The organism is Massilia sp. CF038 (genome assembly GCF_900129765.1).
Lineage (GTDB): Bacteria > Pseudomonadota > Gammaproteobacteria > Burkholderiales > Burkholderiaceae_D > Telluria_A.
The window spans coordinates 48,438-63,655 of record NZ_FQWU01000008.1 but is presented as its reverse complement, the minus strand read 5'-3'; the positions used below and the strand labels follow the sequence as shown (position 1 = coordinate 63,655).

The window sequence follows — 15,218 nt, the reverse complement described above, 5'->3', positions numbered from 1 at the left end:
ATAGATGGGATATATTCTTACGGGCAATTTATGCTGCATTGCAGCAATATACCACCAACTATTAATTTCAGCTGAGCAGGGCGAGATTTTGAACAAAGGCCGCATTGACACCGAGCAAGGGCCGTGACATTCTGAATTCACGCTCGGCACAACAACCAACAATAAGGGGACACCATGGCGTTCGACTTTCTCAAATCAATGAGCATGGCGAAGAAACTCGCCATTCCGATCATCAGTGCCATCGTGGGGGTCGTGATATTGACGGCCATCTTCCTGGTCTCGGAACGCGGCCTCATCATGCAAGAGCGCAAGGACAGTGTGCGCCAGGCCGTGGAAGTAGCGCACGGCATCGTCGCCGATTTCAACAAGCAAGCCAGCGCCGGCGTGATGACCCAGGCCGAAGCACAAACGAAGGCACTTGCCGTCCTCAAAAGCCTGCGCTACTCCGGTAACGAGTATTTTTGGGTGAATGACATGAAGCCGGTCATGATCATGCATCCGATCAAACCCGAACTCGACACCAAAGATTTGTCCGGCACCAAAGATCCCGAAGGCAAGGCGCTGTTCGTGGAGTTCGTGAACACCGTCAAAGCCAGCGGCGCGGGGGCGGTTGAATACATGTGGCCAAAACCGGGTTCCGACACGCCAGTGCGCAAGGTTTCCTACGTCAAGGGCTTTGCGCCCTGGGGCTGGGTGATCGGTTCCGGCGTCTACGTCGACACGGTCGAAGCTACCATTCGCGGCCGCGCCATCACGTTCACAATGGGCGCCCTGGTGCTGGCCATTGTGCTGCTGGCTGTCGGCACCGTGATCAGCCGCGGCTTGCTCGGCCAGCTGGGCGGTGAACCGGAATACGCGTCCGGCATCACGCGCAAGATTGCCGAAGGCGACTTGAGCGTGGCAATCGATGTCAAGCACGATGACAACAGCAGCATGCTGCACGGCATACGCGCCATGCGCGACGACCTCGCCAAGATCGTCAACGAAGTGCGCACCGGCACCGACACGATTGCCACCGCTTCGGGCCAGATTGCAGCGGGCAATCTCGACTTGTCCTCGCGCACCGAAGAACAGGCCAGCTCGCTGGAAGAAACCGCCGCCTCAATGGAGGAACTAACCTCCACCGTGACCCAGAACGCGGAAAATGCGCGCCTGGCCAACCAGTTGGCGGCCACTGCCTCGGACGTGGCAATCAAGGGTGGCTCGGTGGTGTCGCAAGTGGTGGATACGATGGCATCCATCAACGACTCGTCCAAGAAAATCGTCGACATCATCAGCGTCATCGACGGGATCGCCTTCCAGACCAATATTCTGGCCCTCAATGCCGCAGTGGAAGCGGCGCGGGCAGGCGAGCAAGGACGCGGCTTTGCCGTCGTGGCGACCGAGGTACGCAACCTGGCGCAGCGCAGCGCTGCCGCCGCCAAGGAAATCAAGACCCTCATCGGCGCCTCGGTGGACACAGTCGCGGTTGGCAACCGCCTTGTGGCCGAAGCGGGCAGCACCATGGACGAGGTAGTGGCCAGCGTGCGCCGCGTGACGGACATCATGGGCGAGATCAGCGTGGCAACCAACGAGCAAAGTTCCGGTATCGCTCAGGTCAACCAGGCGATTACGCAAATGGATGCGGTCACCCAGCAAAACGCGGCGCTGGTGGAGGAGGCAAGCGCCGCTGCGGAGAGCATGCAACAGCAGGCCCAGCGGCTACTGGAGGTGGTGGGCCAGTTCCGCCTGGACGACAGCATTCAGACCCCGCCGGCCAGGCCGCGCCGTCCGGCCGGGCCGGCGGCCAAACCGCTCAAGCGCCTGGCCGCGCGTTAAACCTCCCGGGCCGTCCGCCCGGGCGGCCCACGCGAACGATGTGCACGGCGGCTACAGCGCGCCGTAAAAATTGCATTTGAGCGACAATTCCACCCTTTCGCGTTCGACCCGGCCTGCTCGCGCAGACTGCCGCCAGTGCGTGTCCCTGCTTTCCCCTTTTAAAAGAAAACAACAAGAATGCACGCTGCCGCCCCACGAATCCTGTTTACCGCCCTCACCCTTGCCACTGCCTTTGCCCAAGCGGGCGAACTGGAAAATCAGTTGCTGCGCTGTTCCGCCTTAGGCGACGCCAGTGCGCGCCTGGGCTGCTTCGATGAATTGACCAAGGCAGCCACTGCCGCCACCGTGGCCGGCGCCCCGATCCCGGATGCGAATGCAGCCGCGCCAGCGCCGATTCCGCCCGTGGCATCGGCCACCAAAGCGCCACCTGAAACGCCGATTTCGCGCACCGAGCAATCATGGGAATTGGTACCGAGCGCGCGCCGCGGCGTGTTCTCCTTCCGTCCTCACCACGAAAACTATCTGCTGCTGGCCAACTACAGCAACCAGTCAAATACCGAGCCCTACCGCTCGCAGACGCCGGCCGGCCTGGCGCCCAAACGGGTGGAGCTGACTTACCAGCTCAGCTTCAAGGTAAAGGCGGCCGAGCAAGTGGCGGGCTTGCCCTTCGATATCTGGCTGGGCTACACCCAGCAAAGTTTTTGGCAGGCGTACAACCGCGCGGCGTCCAGCCCGTTCCGCGAAACCAATTACCAGCCTGAAGTCATGGCCGTCATGCCGATCAACAAGGAGCTCGCTGGCGTCAATGTCCGCTATTTGAACCTGGGACTGGTGCACCAGTCCAACGGCCAGACCGGGACGCTGTCGCGCAGCTGGAACCGCCTGTATGCCGAGCTGGGCGTTGACCGTGGCAACTTTGCCTTGAGCACGCGCGTGTGGCGCCGTCTCGACAATGCCAAGTCCGACAATGACAATCCGGACATCACCGACTTCATGGGCCATGGCGATATCAGCGCCGTGTACCGCGACAACGGCTATGAATACTCGCTGATGGGACGGCGCAATTTCAGCACCAATCACGGCTTCCTGCAGGCAGGCTGGGCGTATCCCATCACCACCAACCTGAAGGGTTACGTGCAGCTGTCAGCTGGATACGGCCAAAGCCTGATCGATTACAACTATTCGCAGAAATCGATCGGCGCCGGCTTCAACGCCGATTTCTAAACCCCATTGCAGGCTCAGGATTTGCCGGGCAAGCCTGCTGCAACGGCGTCCAGCGCTTGCAGCGCCATGGCATGCGCGCCCTGGTAGGACTTGGCGGCCGCGATAAAGCGGCCGTTGTGGCAAAAAATCGCATCGGGCACACCGGTCACCGCAGCCAGATCGGCATCGCGCAAACCGGCCCACGTTTCGGGCAAGTCGGCCCTGGCCTTGAAGCTGTCCTGACTGACCGGCACCGTGTGCAGCATGTAGCGGTTTTCCGCCAGGCTGTGGCTGATCACAAACAGCACCTTCGGCATTTCCTTGCGTACCACCTGGGTCCAGGGCAAGGCGCCGTTTTTCAGGAACAGCAGCTGGCCTTTTTCCAGCGGCTGGGACTGGCGCACCTGCTCCACCGCCAGCATCGCGCCAACGCGGTACTTGACGGCATTGATGATGATATCGGTCAGCAGCGCCATCGCGCTGCCGAACTGCCCAAGCCGGTAGGCATCGGCGTCGGCGCCGTAGCCCAGCCTTTCTTCGTCGAGCCAGTTCGGATTGAAGCCGGAAATGACGGCCGACAAGCCGTAGCCGCCAGGCGCATTCTTGGCCGCGCCCACATCCGACAGGTCGAGGTATTGCACGATATCGGTGTCGATGCCGTAGGCAATCTCGCGTGCCTTTTCGTCGGACAGTTGGTGCCCAATGTGCGTGGCGCACAGTGCACTGACGCATGCGCCACCGTATTCGCGCCACACCAGACCCGCGCTGGCATACGGCACGCCAGTCGCGCGGGCGCCGCTGAAGCCTTTCTGGTGATGGTCGAAGCGGCCCGTGGCCGGATCCCAGATGCCGCCCACGTCCACGGCAAAATCAGCCCCCTCGATGGTGGCGATGTCGCGCGTGCGCACGATCTGCGCGGCAGGAAACAGCACCTTGAGTACAGCCACGGCCCAGGCATCATCGGCGTGGAATTTGCCTCCATGAGTGACGATGAGCATTGCGTTTCCGATCGTGGTGAGGGGCAAGTGCATTGATCATACCAACAATGGCGCGCCAGTGACGCCAGTGCGCCAGCCATTTTTGGCCGCGCCTATACTGGTGCATCGCCAATCACTCAGTGAGGGGGTAGCATGCGAGCCACATGGATTATCACCGCCAACGCGAGCCGCGCCCGCATCTTCGCCGAATCCGACCCGGCCCAGCCTTTGCAGGAAGTCGAGGACATGGTCAATTCCGCGGTCCGCCTGCGCGTCACGGAAACGGAATCCGACAAATTCGGTCCTACGGCAGCTGGCAAAAGCGGCCACAACATCGGCGGCACTCAGGGGGTGGGCGCCGCGCACAACGCCGGCGTGGGGGCACCCAACAAAACCTATCAGCCGGCACACACCCCGGCTGAACAGGAGGCCGAGCAGTTCGCCAAAGACATTTCCCATTTTCTGCTGCAAGCGCATCAGGAAGGCCGCTTCAAGGAGCTGGTCATCTCTGCTTCGCCGCAATTTTTGGGCGCGCTGCGTGCGTTTCTCGATCCGCACGTCAAGTCCCTGATCACGAATGAAGTGAACAAGGACTATACCCATTTGAATCCGCAGCAGTTGCGGGAACAATTGCACTAACAGGAGGGAGCATGAACCGCGACAGCGACGACAAGCTCGATACGCAAGACCCTGCGCGCCGCCACATCCAGCCGCCGATACCCACCCATTCACCTGATCCGCTGGCACACGGCGACGCTGACAAAATCATCGGCCCAGGCAAGCAGGCGCAAGACCCGCATCAGCCGCCCGTCGTCAACACGGCGATCGGCTCGGGCCCGGTCATCGACCCGGTAGGTGGACCGGGGCTGGGCCAGGCACCTGGTGGCGATGGCAAGGAAACCCCTGCCACCACGCGCGACCGGGCCACACGCGCAGACGATGCGCAAGACCGTACCGGCAGACCTTAGCGCAGGCTGACGAAGCCGAGTTGGCTACATGGCGGCCCCTGCGGCCCCTGCCCTTGCGCCTCGGTGCGCTGCTGACACGGCATGCAGGTTTGTGCCGTTGGCAGCGCCAGCAGCCGCTCGTCAGGAATGCTGTTGCCGCACACAATGCAGACGTTCGCCACGCCTTCGTCCAGCCGCGCCAGGGCGCTGTCGATGTCGCGCAGCAGTGCTTGTTCTTGCCCGAGTTGCGCCATTTCGTTGTCGCCGACATTGCTTGCCTGGGCCATGTCGTCGGGCTGGCCCAAATGGGCGCGCAGCGACACCGGCGCCTCCTCTGGTGATTCAGTACGCCCCTGTATGTGGGGCAGGACTTCGGCGCGCGCCGCAATAAGACGCTGCCGCAATTGGGCAGTGGTCGATGCTGAAAGCGTGGGCATGCGTATCTCCAGCGTGTTTGATTGGACTAGTGTGAGCAGCGATGTTGGATCGAGCTTGTGCTGTCTCAATCGTGCTCGCGCCCGCGCTTGGGCGGCGCACCTCGAAACGCGCCGATGTTAGGATGAAATATTGCGATCGACTAGGGGCAGGTATGCCAATCTGGCTGCAGGCGGCACTGTGGGGTTTGATGGCCGGTTCGGCACTGGTGCTCGGTGCCCTGGGTGGTTATTTTCTGGCCTTGCCGCAACGCGCGGTGGCGGCGATCATGGCCTTTGGCAGCGGCGTACTCATCTCCGCCCTGTCGCTGGGACTGATGGAAGAAGCATTCCGGCGCGGCGGTTTCGACGCCACTGCACTTGGCTTTCTGGGCGGCGCGCTGGTGTTCACTGCCGCCAACTGGGCCCTGGCACGCCATGGCGCACGGCATCGCAAGCGTTCGGGCACGCAACAGTCGGACAGCAGCGGTAGCGGTGCGGCCATCGCGCTCGGCTCACTGCTGGACGGCATACCCGAGTCCATCGTGATCGGCTTGAGCCTCATTGGCGGCGGCAAGGTCAGCGTGATTGCGGTGGCCGCCATCTTCCTGTCGAATCTGCCCGAAGGCCTGTCCAGCGCGGCAGGCATGAAAAAAGCGGGCCGCAGCCCGCTGTATGTGTTCGGCATGTGGACCACCATCGCGCTCGCATGCAGCCTGGCGTCGCTGGCCGGCTACACGGTGTTTCGCCACTTTTCCGACGACGTCATCGGCGCGACCACGGCGACCGCAGCGGGCGCCATTCTGGCCATGCTGGCGGACACCATGGTGCCGGAAGCATACGAAGTGGCCCATGATTTCAGCGGCCTGATCACCGTTGCCGGATTTCTGGCCGCCTTTGTACTGGCGCATATGGCCGCCTGAGCGGCCATCCGGTCAATTGAAGATCAGGTACAGAATCACCAAAACCACCGCCGGCACGCCCAGCAGCCAACCTAAAAAATATTTACCCATGATCGCGCTCCTTGAATGTGTTGAAGTAATGCATTCAGGATGCCAGAGCAGGTTCAATCTATCCGTACGGTAAAACACGGATGAGCAAGAAAATCCGTTCAGGCCGCAGCCAGCCGGAACACGCTCACTACTTTCGTCAACGCCTCAGTCTGCTGGGCCAGCGACGCTGCCGTGGCGGCCGCCTCCTCCACCAACGCTGCGTTCTGCTGGGTTGCGCTGTCGATATTGACGATGGCCTCATTGATTTGATCGATGCCCGTGGCCTGCTCCCGCGTTGCGGCCCCAATCTCGGCCACAATGCTGCTGACTTTCGCGATGCCGGCCACAATGTCGTCCATGCCCGCGCCTGCCTGGTCAACCAGCCGGCTACCGGCCTCCACCTGGCCGGCCGAGGCGTCGATCAGCACCTTGATCTCCTTGGCTGCCGTGTCTGACCGCTGCGCCAGTGCCCGCACTTCGGCTGCCACCACCGCAAAGCCGCGCCCCTGCTCGCCAGCGCGTGCCGCCTCCACTGCCGCGTTCAAGGCCAGAATATTGGTCTGGAAGGCGATGCCCTCGATCACATCGATAATGTCGACAATCTGCCCCGAGGACTGATTGATCTGGCCCATGGTCTGCACCACTTGTCCGACCAGTTGGCCGCCACGCTGCGCCAATGCCGAGGCCGACGCCGCCAGTTCCGTGGCCTGGCCAGCGTTTTCCTTGTTCTGACGAACGGTCGAGGTTAGTTCTTCCATGGACGCGGCAGTCTCTTCGAGCGAACTGGCCTGCTCTTCGGTGCGCGATGACAGGTCCAGATTGCCGGCGGCAATTTCCTGCGAGCCCAGCGTGATGGTTTCGGTCCCGCGCCGCACTTCACTGACGATGCGGTGCAAATTGCCATTCATGTTGACCAGGGCTTGCTTGAGCAGGCCGGTTTCGGTGCGGTCGCCGTCGACGGTGTCCATGCGGCCTGACAGGTCGCCCTCGGCCACGCGCGCGGCAAAGCCAACCACGGCATCGAGCGGCACCGTGATCGAGCGCGCAATCCAGGCGCCGGACACCACCATGCACACCAGCGCCAGCAACGCGAAGCCGACTATTTGCCTGGTTGAACTGACGACGGCGGCATCGCCCACCTCCTTGACGCTGTCGGAATCCTTTTCCATCAGTTCGCTCAAATTGCCCATGCTCTTTTCCAGTACGCGGAAGCTGGCCATGAAGGCCGGGAAGCGCGCCTGGGCCGCCTCCTTGTCGGCCAGCGCCAGCCGCGCCATCTCGGCACTTTGGGCCAGATAGCGGTCCATGTCCGGCCGCACTTGGTCGATGGCCTGGCGCACCTCGGCGTCAGTGCCGGCGCTGTCCATGCTCTTGATGCGTGCACGGAACAGTGCAATATGTTCATCGACATCTTTTTTCACCTGTTCCAGCGCGGCGGCATCGCCCTGTCCGCTGGCCAGCAAGGCGGCCAGGATATCAGCGCGCAGCGCGTCATGGGCCTGGTCGGCCTGCAACTGGTCCTTCATGGCCGCTTCATTAATACTGATGGCGTCCATCGACGCGTCCAGGGTGCCGACCGCGCGCCAGCCGATCAGGCCAACGAGCATGACAAACACCACTGCCAGCAGATTCGACAGGAACAGGCGCCGCTTGATTGTAAAGGTCATCATGGTCTCCGCTTCAGAATTTGACGGACAGGCCGACTGTGAGTGCCTGGTCGGCGGTCTGCCGGTTCAAGCCACCCGAAAAGGCGGTATCGAGCTGCACAGTCGGTGCCAGCAGCCAGGCCAGCCCCACATCGATGGTGGCCTCGCTGCCACCACGGCCACTTTTGGCAATGTGCGGCGCCGATAATTCGACAAAGCCGCGCAGTTCTGCACTGATTTCCTTGCCCAGCACAACGCCGAAGATGCCGGCCGTATAGCGTGCGCCATTGTCGTCCCGCTGCCACGACAGTCCTGGCATCACCCCAAGCGAAAAGCCGTCCGGCAAATCCCATTCGCCCACCACCCGCAGCGAGCCGCCTTGGCCATTGGCGCGGAACGGCGACGAGCCGGAGTCAAGGTCGAGGTGGGCCAGTACCCCAATCGATGGCGCGCTGCCGACCGCGTCGCGCGCATGCCACTTGATGCCGACTGCAGTGTCGGCGTAGCCATTGGTCTTGAAGGTGGGGCCGCCGTCCACGCTCACGCGCGACTGCAGGCGCCCATCCGTTTCCACGCGCAGTTCGAGCGTGTCACTCACGCCAATGCGCAACAGCGTAGGGGTCGACAGCAGGCGGGCACGCACGCCATCGTTGTTGCTGCGTTCACCGGCAATGCTGGTTTCGATCTGGAAGCGGCCCTTGCCGACCACATTGCTCGACTCCACAAAGTCGGGCCGGTCGGTGGCGATCTCGTCGTCGGCGGCGCAGGCGGTCATCGACCAAAATCCGGATAGCACGAGCATGATGCACTGACAAACACGCTGATGAGGCATTTGCATAAAGGCTCCTTTGGGTAAATGGTCCTGCCTGGAACTGCTTGTGCTTTGAATCAGTGCGGGTGTTCGCCTTCGCCGTCCTTGGGCGCGCCAGTCATGCCCATCCCCGTGCCGCTGCCACCGCTGCCACCGCCGGCACGCGCGCCGCCTTTGCCAGCGGCCTCTCCTTTGCCGCGGGCGCCGCCCGCTTGTGACCGGGTCGGACCTTGCAAGGGGATTGGCACGTCTGGCGCGATCGGCTCCAGATCGAGTGCTTCGCGAATAAAATTGCGCAGGGAAATGACGAGATCGGCGGTATGGATGGGGCGCCCGGCGGCCATGTCACTGGCGGCCTGGCCAGCCAGGCGGCACTGCGATTCGGTGCCGAGCAAAAGAATGTCGGCCAGCGCCGCTTCGACCGCATCGCGGATGCGGCGGGCACGTTCCGAGCCCGGTGCCTCGTCGCCCGGTGCGCTGGCGCGCAGATCGCGCAGATGGCTTGGGTCCACCGTCAGTTCGCCAGTGAAGGAGCCGCCCAGGGTACGGTAAGCGGCAATCAGGGTACGCAGACGCTCGTTGATCTGGCGGTTCATGCGCTCGCGCCGTTGCTGAATGGTCTGCATCATCAGCACTCGGACGCCAACACCAAGCAGCGTAAATACTGCCAGGCCGATCAGGGTGGTCATGGCGCCACTCCAGGAACTGAAATCCATGTAACGCATGCAAACCCCATTGAACATGCCGAACACATAATGTAACCCGCTTATCGTTCTAACGGAGCAAGATTTAACATTCCATTTCAGACGATAATGACGGCATGTTCAAACTGACCTTCCTTGGCACCTCGTCGGGCGTGCCCACCAAGAACCGCAACGTGACTGCGCTGGCGGTCCAGACTGGCCTGAACCGTGACTGGTGGCTGGTCGATTGCGGCGAAGCCACCCAGCACCGGCTGCAACATGTGCCTCTGAGCGTGCACGAACTGGCCGGCATTTGCATCACCCATATTCATGGCGACCACAGCTACGGCCTGCCCGGCTTGCTGGCCAGCGCTTCGATGACGGGCCGCACCCGCCCTCTGATTCTGATTGCGCCGCTCGCCCTCAAGGCGTGGCTGGACGCCACCCTGCTGCATACCGAACTGTTCCTGACGTTTCCACTGGTCTACATTGATGTGGACGCCAGCGAGCTGGTGCACGAGCAAACGGGACTGCGCATCACGCGCCATCCGCTGTCGCACCGCGCGCCCAGCGTGGCTTATCGCTTTGACGTCGAACGCAGCAAGCGCAAACTTGACACCGACGCCTTGCGCGCACGTGGCGTGGCGCCGGGCCCGGACTGGGGCAAGCTGCAGGCGGGGCAAGATCTGGTGCTGGACGATGGCAGCCTGGTGCGGGCAGATGACGTCTGCGCCGTGCAGCAGGAACGCGCCGTGCTGGTGGTGGGCGGCGACAACGACACCCCTGCCCTGCTGGCTGACGCCTGCCGCGATGCCCAGATTCTGGTGCACGAAGCGACCTACACGGAAGCGGTGCTGCAAAAAGTTGGGCCGGGGCCGACCCACAGTTCGGTACAGCGGGTCGCCCAGTTTGCGGCCGAAGCAAAACTGCCGAACCTGATTCTGACCCACTTCAGCGCCCGCTACGATTTCCCCAACGGCATGGCCGAGATCGACGCGGAAGCGCGCCAGTATTACGCAGGCCAGCTTTTTCTGGCCGAAGACCTGGCCAGCTACGAGCTGGGCAGCGACGGGCTAGTGCGGCGGCTGTAACGCTTTTACCACATCAGATCGTCGGGGATCTGGTAAGCCGCGTAGGGATCATCCTCGTCCACCTGGGTGCTTGGTTTGTTCACGCGTACCACCATCGATGCGTCGCGCTCGGCGATTTTGTCGGCAATCACGCGCGGCACCAGTTCGACCGTGCCGCCCTGGCACACGATCACCAGGCGGCCTGCCATCAGGTGGGCCTGCACGGCTGCTGACACATAGATCCGTTCGATCTTGCTGCCGTGGGTGAAGTTGTAGGCGATATCGCCGTTGCCCTTGCTTTGGCGGTTCTTTTGCACCATTTGTACGATCTGCGCGATGATGGCTTTTTGTGCGGCAGCTGCATCGCGCTGGGCATTGGCTTCGCGGGCTTTTTCTGCGTTTTTGCGCTGCAGCTCCTGGGCCGCCAGCCGCGCTTCGTTCTCGGTCTGGGTACCGCTGCGGCGCTCTTCCTTGATCTGCTTGCTCTTGTCCTGGATCGCTTTTTTGACCTTGTTCTTGTCGACCAGACCCGCCTTCAGAAATTGTTCTTGCAATGAAACCATGACCGCTGCTCCGTGTGAGTAAGCCGTAAGGATACCATCACCGACATCGTCCTCGCGAAGGTGCTGGGGCATGCCCCAGCCCCATGCCACGCATGCTCTGTGGTGCGCTCGATGTGCTATGGGTCCCCGCCTCCGCGAGGACGATGTTTATGGAGTCAACACTGGCTTGCTTACTTGCGCTCGCCCGCGCTGGCGTCACGCGCTGCGCGGAATTCCGAATCCTTCGACCAGGTCGGCCAGTCGCTCGAATTAGCCAGATCGTTACCGAGCGCGAACAGGATTTCCATGTCGCGCGCCATGCCGGTAAACGGCCAGGCCGGATTGAATTCATCCGACGGCTGGTGGTAGTTATTGGTGGTGTAGGCTTCTTCGTGCGCAGCCCCTGCTTTCACGCCGCCGTCGACCAGGTCTTCACCCGACTGGAACGAGATGGCCGGCACGCCGCGCTTGGCGAACGGGAAGTGATCCGAACGGAAGAAGTGGCCTGCTTCCGGTTTTGGATCGGGCGAGAAGCGCACCTTCCACTGCTTGGCCGTACCCACCAGGCGGTCCAGCAAGTCCTGCTTGGCGCTGCCGGACAGCGAGAAATTGCGCGCCGGGCCGTACGGGCTCAGGGCATCCATATTGATCACGCCGACCGTGCTGCCCAGCGGGTAGAGCGGGTTGGCCGCATAGTACTCGGAGCCCATCAGGCCGCGCTCTTCGGCCGTCAGCGCCATGAATACCACGCTGCGCTTGGGCGCCGGACGGCCTGCATAGGTGCGCGCCATTTCCAGCAGCGCCGCGATGCCGGTGCCGTTGTCGACCGCGCCGTTGTAGATGGTGTCGCCCTTGGCGTCAGCCAGACCCACGCCCAGGTGATCCCAGTGGCCGCTGTACATCACGTACTGGTTGGGCCGCTCGCTGCCGTCGATGCGGGCCACCACGTTATTCGAGTTGATCACCTGCGCGTCGACCGCGTACTGCGCCGACAGGGTTTGCCCTTTCAGTTCCACCGGCTTGAAGGTGCGCAGGCGCGCCTGCTTGCGCGCTGCCTCAAAATCGAGACCGGCGCGCTTGAACAAGGCCGTGGCCAGGTCGCGCTGGATCCACGCTTCCATCGGCGCGTGCGACTTGGCCGGCTCTTTGCGCACCACGTCGTACATGACGTTGGTGTTCGAGTTTTTGACGGTGTCCCAGCCATACGAGGCTGGCGCCGTTTCGTGCACGATCAGGGTGCCAATGGCGCCGCGGCGGGCCATTTCTTCAAACTTGTAGGTCCAGCGGCCGTAGTAGGTCATGGCCTTGCCGCCAAAGGCGCCCTTGCCGGTATCGAAGTCGGGATCGTTGATCAGCACCACCGCCAGCTTGCCTTTCAGGTCGACACCTTTGAAGTCGTCCCACTTGCGCTCCGGTGCGCTGACGCCGTAGCCGACGAATACCAGCGGCGCATTCTTGAAGTCGACCTTGGATTCGCCGTTCATGGCGGCGCGCACGGCGATCTGTTCGCCCTGGGCCAGCGGCTCGCTCTTGTCGCCATTGGCCAGCGACAGCGCCAGCGGGCCCTTGATCTCGAAGCGGCCCAACGGCACTTTCTGGGTCCAGCTGGCCTTGCCGTCAACCACGTCGCCACCCGGCTTGAGGCCGGCCGCCTGGAACTGTTCGATCAGGTAGGCGACGGTTTTTTCTTCGCCCGGCGTGTTGGGGGCGCGGCCTTCCAAGGCGTCGGAGGAAAGAACCTTGACGTGCGAGGCCAGGCGCTGCGGCTCGAAAGCCGGGCCGGCCGCCAGGGCGGTCGATGCGGCCAGCAGCAGCGGAACAAAGGTGGCGTTTTTCAATGCGGACTCCATGGTCGGAAATGATCGGATTCGTACGTACGCGCAAGCGCGCCAACGAGCCACGAAAGTATCCTCGCTCTGGCCGGTGCGGTCAACGCCCGCCCGCTTGGACCGGGCCGATTTGGTATCATCGCGCATTTGCCCCATCCCACCTGGAACCGACCATCATGATCACGCCCCGCCGCCTTGGCACCCCGCTTTCGCCTTCCGCCACCCGCATCATGCTGCTTGGATCGGGAGAACTGGGCAAGGAAGTCATCATTTCGCTGCAACGCCTGGGCGTGGAAGTGATCGCCGTCGACCGCTACCCGAACGCGCCCGGCCACCAGGTGGCGCACCGCGCGCACGTGATCGACATGACCGACGGCGCCGCCCTGGCGGCCCTGATCGAACAGGAGCAGCCCGACCTGGTCGTGCCCGAAATCGAAGCCATTGCCACCGAAACGCTGGTAGCGCTGGAAGCGGCTGGCAAACTGACCTGCATTCCCACCGCCCGCGCCGCAGCCCTGACCATGAACCGCGAAGGCATCCGTCGCCTGGCCGCCGAGACGCTGGGGGTACCGACCTCACCTTACCGCTTTGCCAGCAGCCTGGCCGAACTGGAAGAGGCCAGCGCGCACATTGGTTTCCCGTGCATGGTCAAGCCCATCATGTCCTCGTCTGGCAAGGGCCAGTCCAAGCTCGATAGCGCAGCCGACGTCAAGGCCGCCTGGGACTATGCCGCATCAGGCAGCCGCGTCGATTCGGGGCGCGTGATCGTCGAAGGATTCGTCGATTTCGACTACGAGATCACCTTGCTGACGGTGCGCTCGCGTGCAGCCGACGGGACGATCGAAACCCAGTTCTGCGAACCGATCGGCCACCTCCAGGTGCACGGCGACTATGTGGAATCGTGGCAGCCGCAGCGCATGAACCCGGTGGCGCTGGCGCGCTCGCGCGAGATTGCGGCCAAGGTCACGGCCGATCTGGGCGGCCTGGGCCTGTTCGGCGTCGAACTGTTCGTCAAGGGCGATGAAGTCTGGTTCTCGGAAGTGAGCCCACGCCCGCACGACACCGGCATGGTCACCATGGCCAGCCAGGTGCAAAGCGAATTCGAGATCCATGCCAAGGCGATTCTGGGTTTGCCCGTCAATGTGGCGCTGCGCACGCCGGCGGCATCGGCCGTCATCTACGGCCAGCTGGATGCGGCCGGCATCGCCTTTGAAGGCGTGGCCGAAGCGCTGGCTGTTCCCGGCACCGACATCCGCCTGTTCGGCAAACCGGAATCGTTCGCACGGCGCCGCATGGGCGTGGCGCTGGCCAGCGCGGCCGACGCCGACAGCGCACGCCAGCTGGCGCGCGAGGCTGCAGCCAAGGTCAAGCCAGTGCGCTAAGGGGCGCTGTTCTGCCAGCCAGGCTGGCCTGCAAACCAGGCCAGCTGAAAATCGAGCATCGCGCGCAGCAGCGCCGACATGTGCTGGCGCGAGCCGTACACACCATAAATGCCCAGCGCCTGCGGGGCAAATTGCGGCAGCAGCTCCACCAGTTCGCCGCGCGCGATCGGGCCCATGGCACTGTAGCGCGGCTGCAGCGCAATGCCGGCTCCCGCCTGGGTGGCCGCCAGCAGCACCAGCGGATCATTGGCACTCAGATTGCCGCTCACCGGAATCGCCTCGGCCTGCCCATCCCGCGTGAACTGCCACAGATGCTTGCCGAAGTGGGTGAAGGTCAGGCAGTTGTGCCGGGTCAGATCTTCAAGCCGGCTCGGGGTGCCGTGTGCGGCCAGGTAGGCCGGCGCCGCGCACACCACTGAATCGCAGTCGGCCAGCCGGCGCGCAATCAGGTTGGGATCGAGCGCGTTGGTGATGCGGATGGCCAGGTCGATCCGGTCTTCCACCAGATTGACAGCCTGATTGGTCATTTGCAGATCCACCCGCGCCTGCGCGTGCTGCTGCAGAAATGCGGTGACGATGCGCGCCATCACGGCCTGCCCCAGGGAAGGGCTGCAACTCATGCGCAGCAAGCCATGGGGCTGGGCGCCGGCGGCGCCGCTGTCGGGCATGGCGTCGGCCAGCGCCAGCAATGCGCGGCAACGGACCAGCGCCTGCTCGCCTGCATCGGTCAAGCTCAGACGTCGCGTGCTGCGGTGGAACAGGCGCGCATGGGCCCACTGCTCCATCTGCGCCAGATAGCGCGTCACCATCGCGCGCGACATGTCCAGCGCATCGGCGGCGGCAATCATGCTGCCCCTTTCCGAAATGACCACAAACACCCTTGCGGCGGTAACACGGTCCATGAT

Annotated in this window: 15 protein-coding genes; 7 read left to right on the top strand and 8 right to left on the bottom strand. The window is 63.1% G+C overall.

Features of this window, described 5'->3' with window-relative positions; translation table 11 throughout:
* Positions 1 to 204 precede the first annotated feature (204 nt).
* Positions 205 to 1,818, top strand: a complete 1,614-nt coding sequence (locus tag BUC24_RS25765; protein WP_307188480.1) for a methyl-accepting chemotaxis protein — start codon at positions 205 to 207, stop codon at positions 1,816 to 1,818.
* Positions 1,819 to 1,995: 177 nt separating this feature from the next.
* Positions 1,996 to 3,042 carry a phospholipase A gene (locus BUC24_RS25760; protein WP_073223510.1) on the top strand — a complete coding sequence of 349 codons (1,047 nt, stop codon included), beginning with the start codon at positions 1,996 to 1,998 and terminating at the stop codon, positions 3,040 to 3,042.
* A 14-nt stretch (positions 3,043 to 3,056) separates the two neighbouring features.
* Here the strand turns inward: BUC24_RS25760 and BUC24_RS25755 are convergent, their stop codons facing one another.
* Positions 3,057 to 4,019 (bottom strand): MYG1 family protein, encoded by a 963-nt coding sequence (locus BUC24_RS25755; RefSeq protein WP_073223508.1) that lies wholly within the window; start codon positions 4,017 to 4,019, stop codon positions 3,057 to 3,059.
* Positions 4,020 to 4,151: 132 nt separating this feature from the next.
* On the opposite strand from BUC24_RS25755, the gene BUC24_RS25750 reads away from it, so the two are divergent.
* Together BUC24_RS25750 and BUC24_RS25745 are read left to right on the top strand one after the other, a co-directional pair.
* On the top strand, positions 4,152 to 4,637 hold the full coding sequence (locus tag BUC24_RS25750; protein WP_073223506.1) for a host attachment protein: 486 nt from the start codon (positions 4,152 to 4,154) through the stop codon (positions 4,635 to 4,637).
* Positions 4,638 to 4,648: 11 nt separating this feature from the next.
* On the top strand, positions 4,649 to 4,966 hold the full coding sequence (locus BUC24_RS25745; protein ID WP_073223504.1) for a hypothetical protein: 318 nt from the start codon (positions 4,649 to 4,651) through the stop codon (positions 4,964 to 4,966).
* Here BUC24_RS25745 and BUC24_RS27140 read toward each other — a convergent pair.
* A complete protein-coding gene (locus tag BUC24_RS27140; RefSeq protein ID WP_073223502.1) occupies positions 4,963 to 5,382 on the bottom strand; it encodes a TraR/DksA family transcriptional regulator in 420 nt (139 codons plus the stop codon). The two genes, BUC24_RS25745 and BUC24_RS27140, sit on opposite strands and share 4 nt — an antisense overlap.
* A gap of 152 nt (positions 5,383 to 5,534) precedes the next feature.
* Between BUC24_RS27140 and BUC24_RS25735 the strand changes: the two genes are divergently transcribed.
* Entirely contained in the window at positions 5,535 to 6,281 is a 747-nt protein-coding gene (locus tag BUC24_RS25735) for a ZIP family metal transporter (RefSeq protein ID WP_073223500.1), read from the top strand.
* 188 nt (positions 6,282 to 6,469) lie between these two features.
* On the opposite strand, the gene BUC24_RS27480 is transcribed toward BUC24_RS25735, so the two are convergent.
* The 3 genes from BUC24_RS27480 to BUC24_RS25720 all read right to left on the bottom strand — a co-directional run bounded on the left by BUC24_RS27480 (position 6,470) and on the right by BUC24_RS25720 (position 9,532).
* Positions 6,470 to 8,020, bottom strand: a complete 1,551-nt coding sequence (locus BUC24_RS27480) for a methyl-accepting chemotaxis protein (protein ID WP_083599170.1) — start codon at positions 8,018 to 8,020, stop codon at positions 6,470 to 6,472.
* A gap of 10 nt (positions 8,021 to 8,030) precedes the next feature.
* On the bottom strand, positions 8,031 to 8,771 hold the full coding sequence (locus BUC24_RS25725; protein WP_229448850.1) for a transporter: 741 nt from the start codon (positions 8,769 to 8,771) through the stop codon (positions 8,031 to 8,033).
* A gap of 113 nt (positions 8,772 to 8,884) precedes the next feature.
* Positions 8,885 to 9,532: a hypothetical protein gene (locus BUC24_RS25720; RefSeq protein ID WP_073223496.1), complete on the bottom strand. Its 648-nt coding sequence runs from the start codon at positions 9,530 to 9,532 to the stop codon at positions 8,885 to 8,887.
* Between the two features lie 95 nt (positions 9,533 to 9,627).
* On the opposite strand from BUC24_RS25720, the gene BUC24_RS25715 reads away from it, so the two are divergent.
* The gene (locus BUC24_RS25715) at positions 9,628 to 10,581 is read left to right on the top strand and encodes a ribonuclease Z (RefSeq protein ID WP_073223495.1); all 954 of its coding nucleotides are present in this window, start codon (positions 9,628 to 9,630) and stop codon (positions 10,579 to 10,581) included.
* 5 nt (positions 10,582 to 10,586) lie between these two features.
* On the opposite strand, the gene BUC24_RS25710 is transcribed toward BUC24_RS25715, so the two are convergent.
* Together BUC24_RS25710 and BUC24_RS25705 are read right to left on the bottom strand one after the other, a co-directional pair.
* The gene (locus tag BUC24_RS25710; RefSeq protein WP_073223493.1) at positions 10,587 to 11,123 is read right to left on the bottom strand and encodes a DUF2058 domain-containing protein; all 537 of its coding nucleotides are present in this window, start codon (positions 11,121 to 11,123) and stop codon (positions 10,587 to 10,589) included.
* 170 nt (positions 11,124 to 11,293) lie between these two features.
* Positions 11,294 to 12,940, bottom strand: a complete 1,647-nt coding sequence (locus tag BUC24_RS25705; protein ID WP_307188479.1) for a M28 family metallopeptidase — start codon at positions 12,938 to 12,940, stop codon at positions 11,294 to 11,296.
* A 167-nt stretch (positions 12,941 to 13,107) separates the two neighbouring features.
* On the opposite strand from BUC24_RS25705, the gene purT reads away from it, so the two are divergent.
* Complete coding sequence (gene purT, locus BUC24_RS25700; RefSeq protein ID WP_073223489.1) at positions 13,108 to 14,313, top strand: formate-dependent phosphoribosylglycinamide formyltransferase; 1,206 nt, start codon at positions 13,108 to 13,110, stop codon at positions 14,311 to 14,313.
* On the opposite strand, the gene BUC24_RS25695 is transcribed toward purT, so the two are convergent.
* Entirely contained in the window at positions 14,310 to 15,215 is a 906-nt protein-coding gene (locus tag BUC24_RS25695; RefSeq protein ID WP_073223487.1) for a LysR family transcriptional regulator, read from the bottom strand. The two genes, purT and BUC24_RS25695, sit on opposite strands and share 4 nt — an antisense overlap.
* Positions 15,216 to 15,218 lie beyond the last annotated feature (3 nt).

Bases quoted from the DNA above. Each gene is read 5' to 3' on its own strand.
- BUC24_RS25765 (WP_307188480.1), top strand. From the start codon at position 205: ATGGCGAAGAAACTCGCCATTCCGATCATCAGTGCCATCGTGGGGGTC.
- BUC24_RS25760 (WP_073223510.1), top strand. From the start codon at position 1,996: ATGCACGCTGCCGCCCCACGAATCCTGTTTACCGCCCTCACCCTTGCC.
- BUC24_RS25755 (WP_073223508.1), bottom strand. From the start codon at position 4,019: ATGCTCATCGTCACTCATGGAGGCAAATTCCACGCCGATGATGCCTGG.
- BUC24_RS25750 (WP_073223506.1), top strand. From the start codon at position 4,152: ATGCGAGCCACATGGATTATCACCGCCAACGCGAGCCGCGCCCGCATC.
- BUC24_RS25745 (WP_073223504.1), top strand. From the start codon at position 4,649: ATGAACCGCGACAGCGACGACAAGCTCGATACGCAAGACCCTGCGCGC.
- BUC24_RS27140 (WP_073223502.1), bottom strand. From the start codon at position 5,382: ATGCCCACGCTTTCAGCATCGACCACTGCCCAATTGCGGCAGCGTCTT.
- BUC24_RS25735 (WP_073223500.1), top strand. From the start codon at position 5,535: ATGCCAATCTGGCTGCAGGCGGCACTGTGGGGTTTGATGGCCGGTTCG.
- BUC24_RS27480 (WP_083599170.1), bottom strand. From the start codon at position 8,020: ATGATGACCTTTACAATCAAGCGGCGCCTGTTCCTGTCGAATCTGCTG.
- BUC24_RS25725 (WP_229448850.1), bottom strand. From the start codon at position 8,771: ATGACCGCCTGCGCCGCCGACGACGAGATCGCCACCGACCGGCCCGAC.
- BUC24_RS25720 (WP_073223496.1), bottom strand. From the start codon at position 9,532: ATGCGTTACATGGATTTCAGTTCCTGGAGTGGCGCCATGACCACCCTG.
- BUC24_RS25715 (WP_073223495.1), top strand. From the start codon at position 9,628: ATGTTCAAACTGACCTTCCTTGGCACCTCGTCGGGCGTGCCCACCAAG.
- BUC24_RS25710 (WP_073223493.1), bottom strand. From the start codon at position 11,123: ATGGTTTCATTGCAAGAACAATTTCTGAAGGCGGGTCTGGTCGACAAG.
- purT (WP_073223489.1), top strand. From the start codon at position 13,108: ATGATCACGCCCCGCCGCCTTGGCACCCCGCTTTCGCCTTCCGCCACC.
- BUC24_RS25695 (WP_073223487.1), bottom strand. From the start codon at position 15,215: ATGGACCGTGTTACCGCCGCAAGGGTGTTTGTGGTCATTTCGGAAAGG.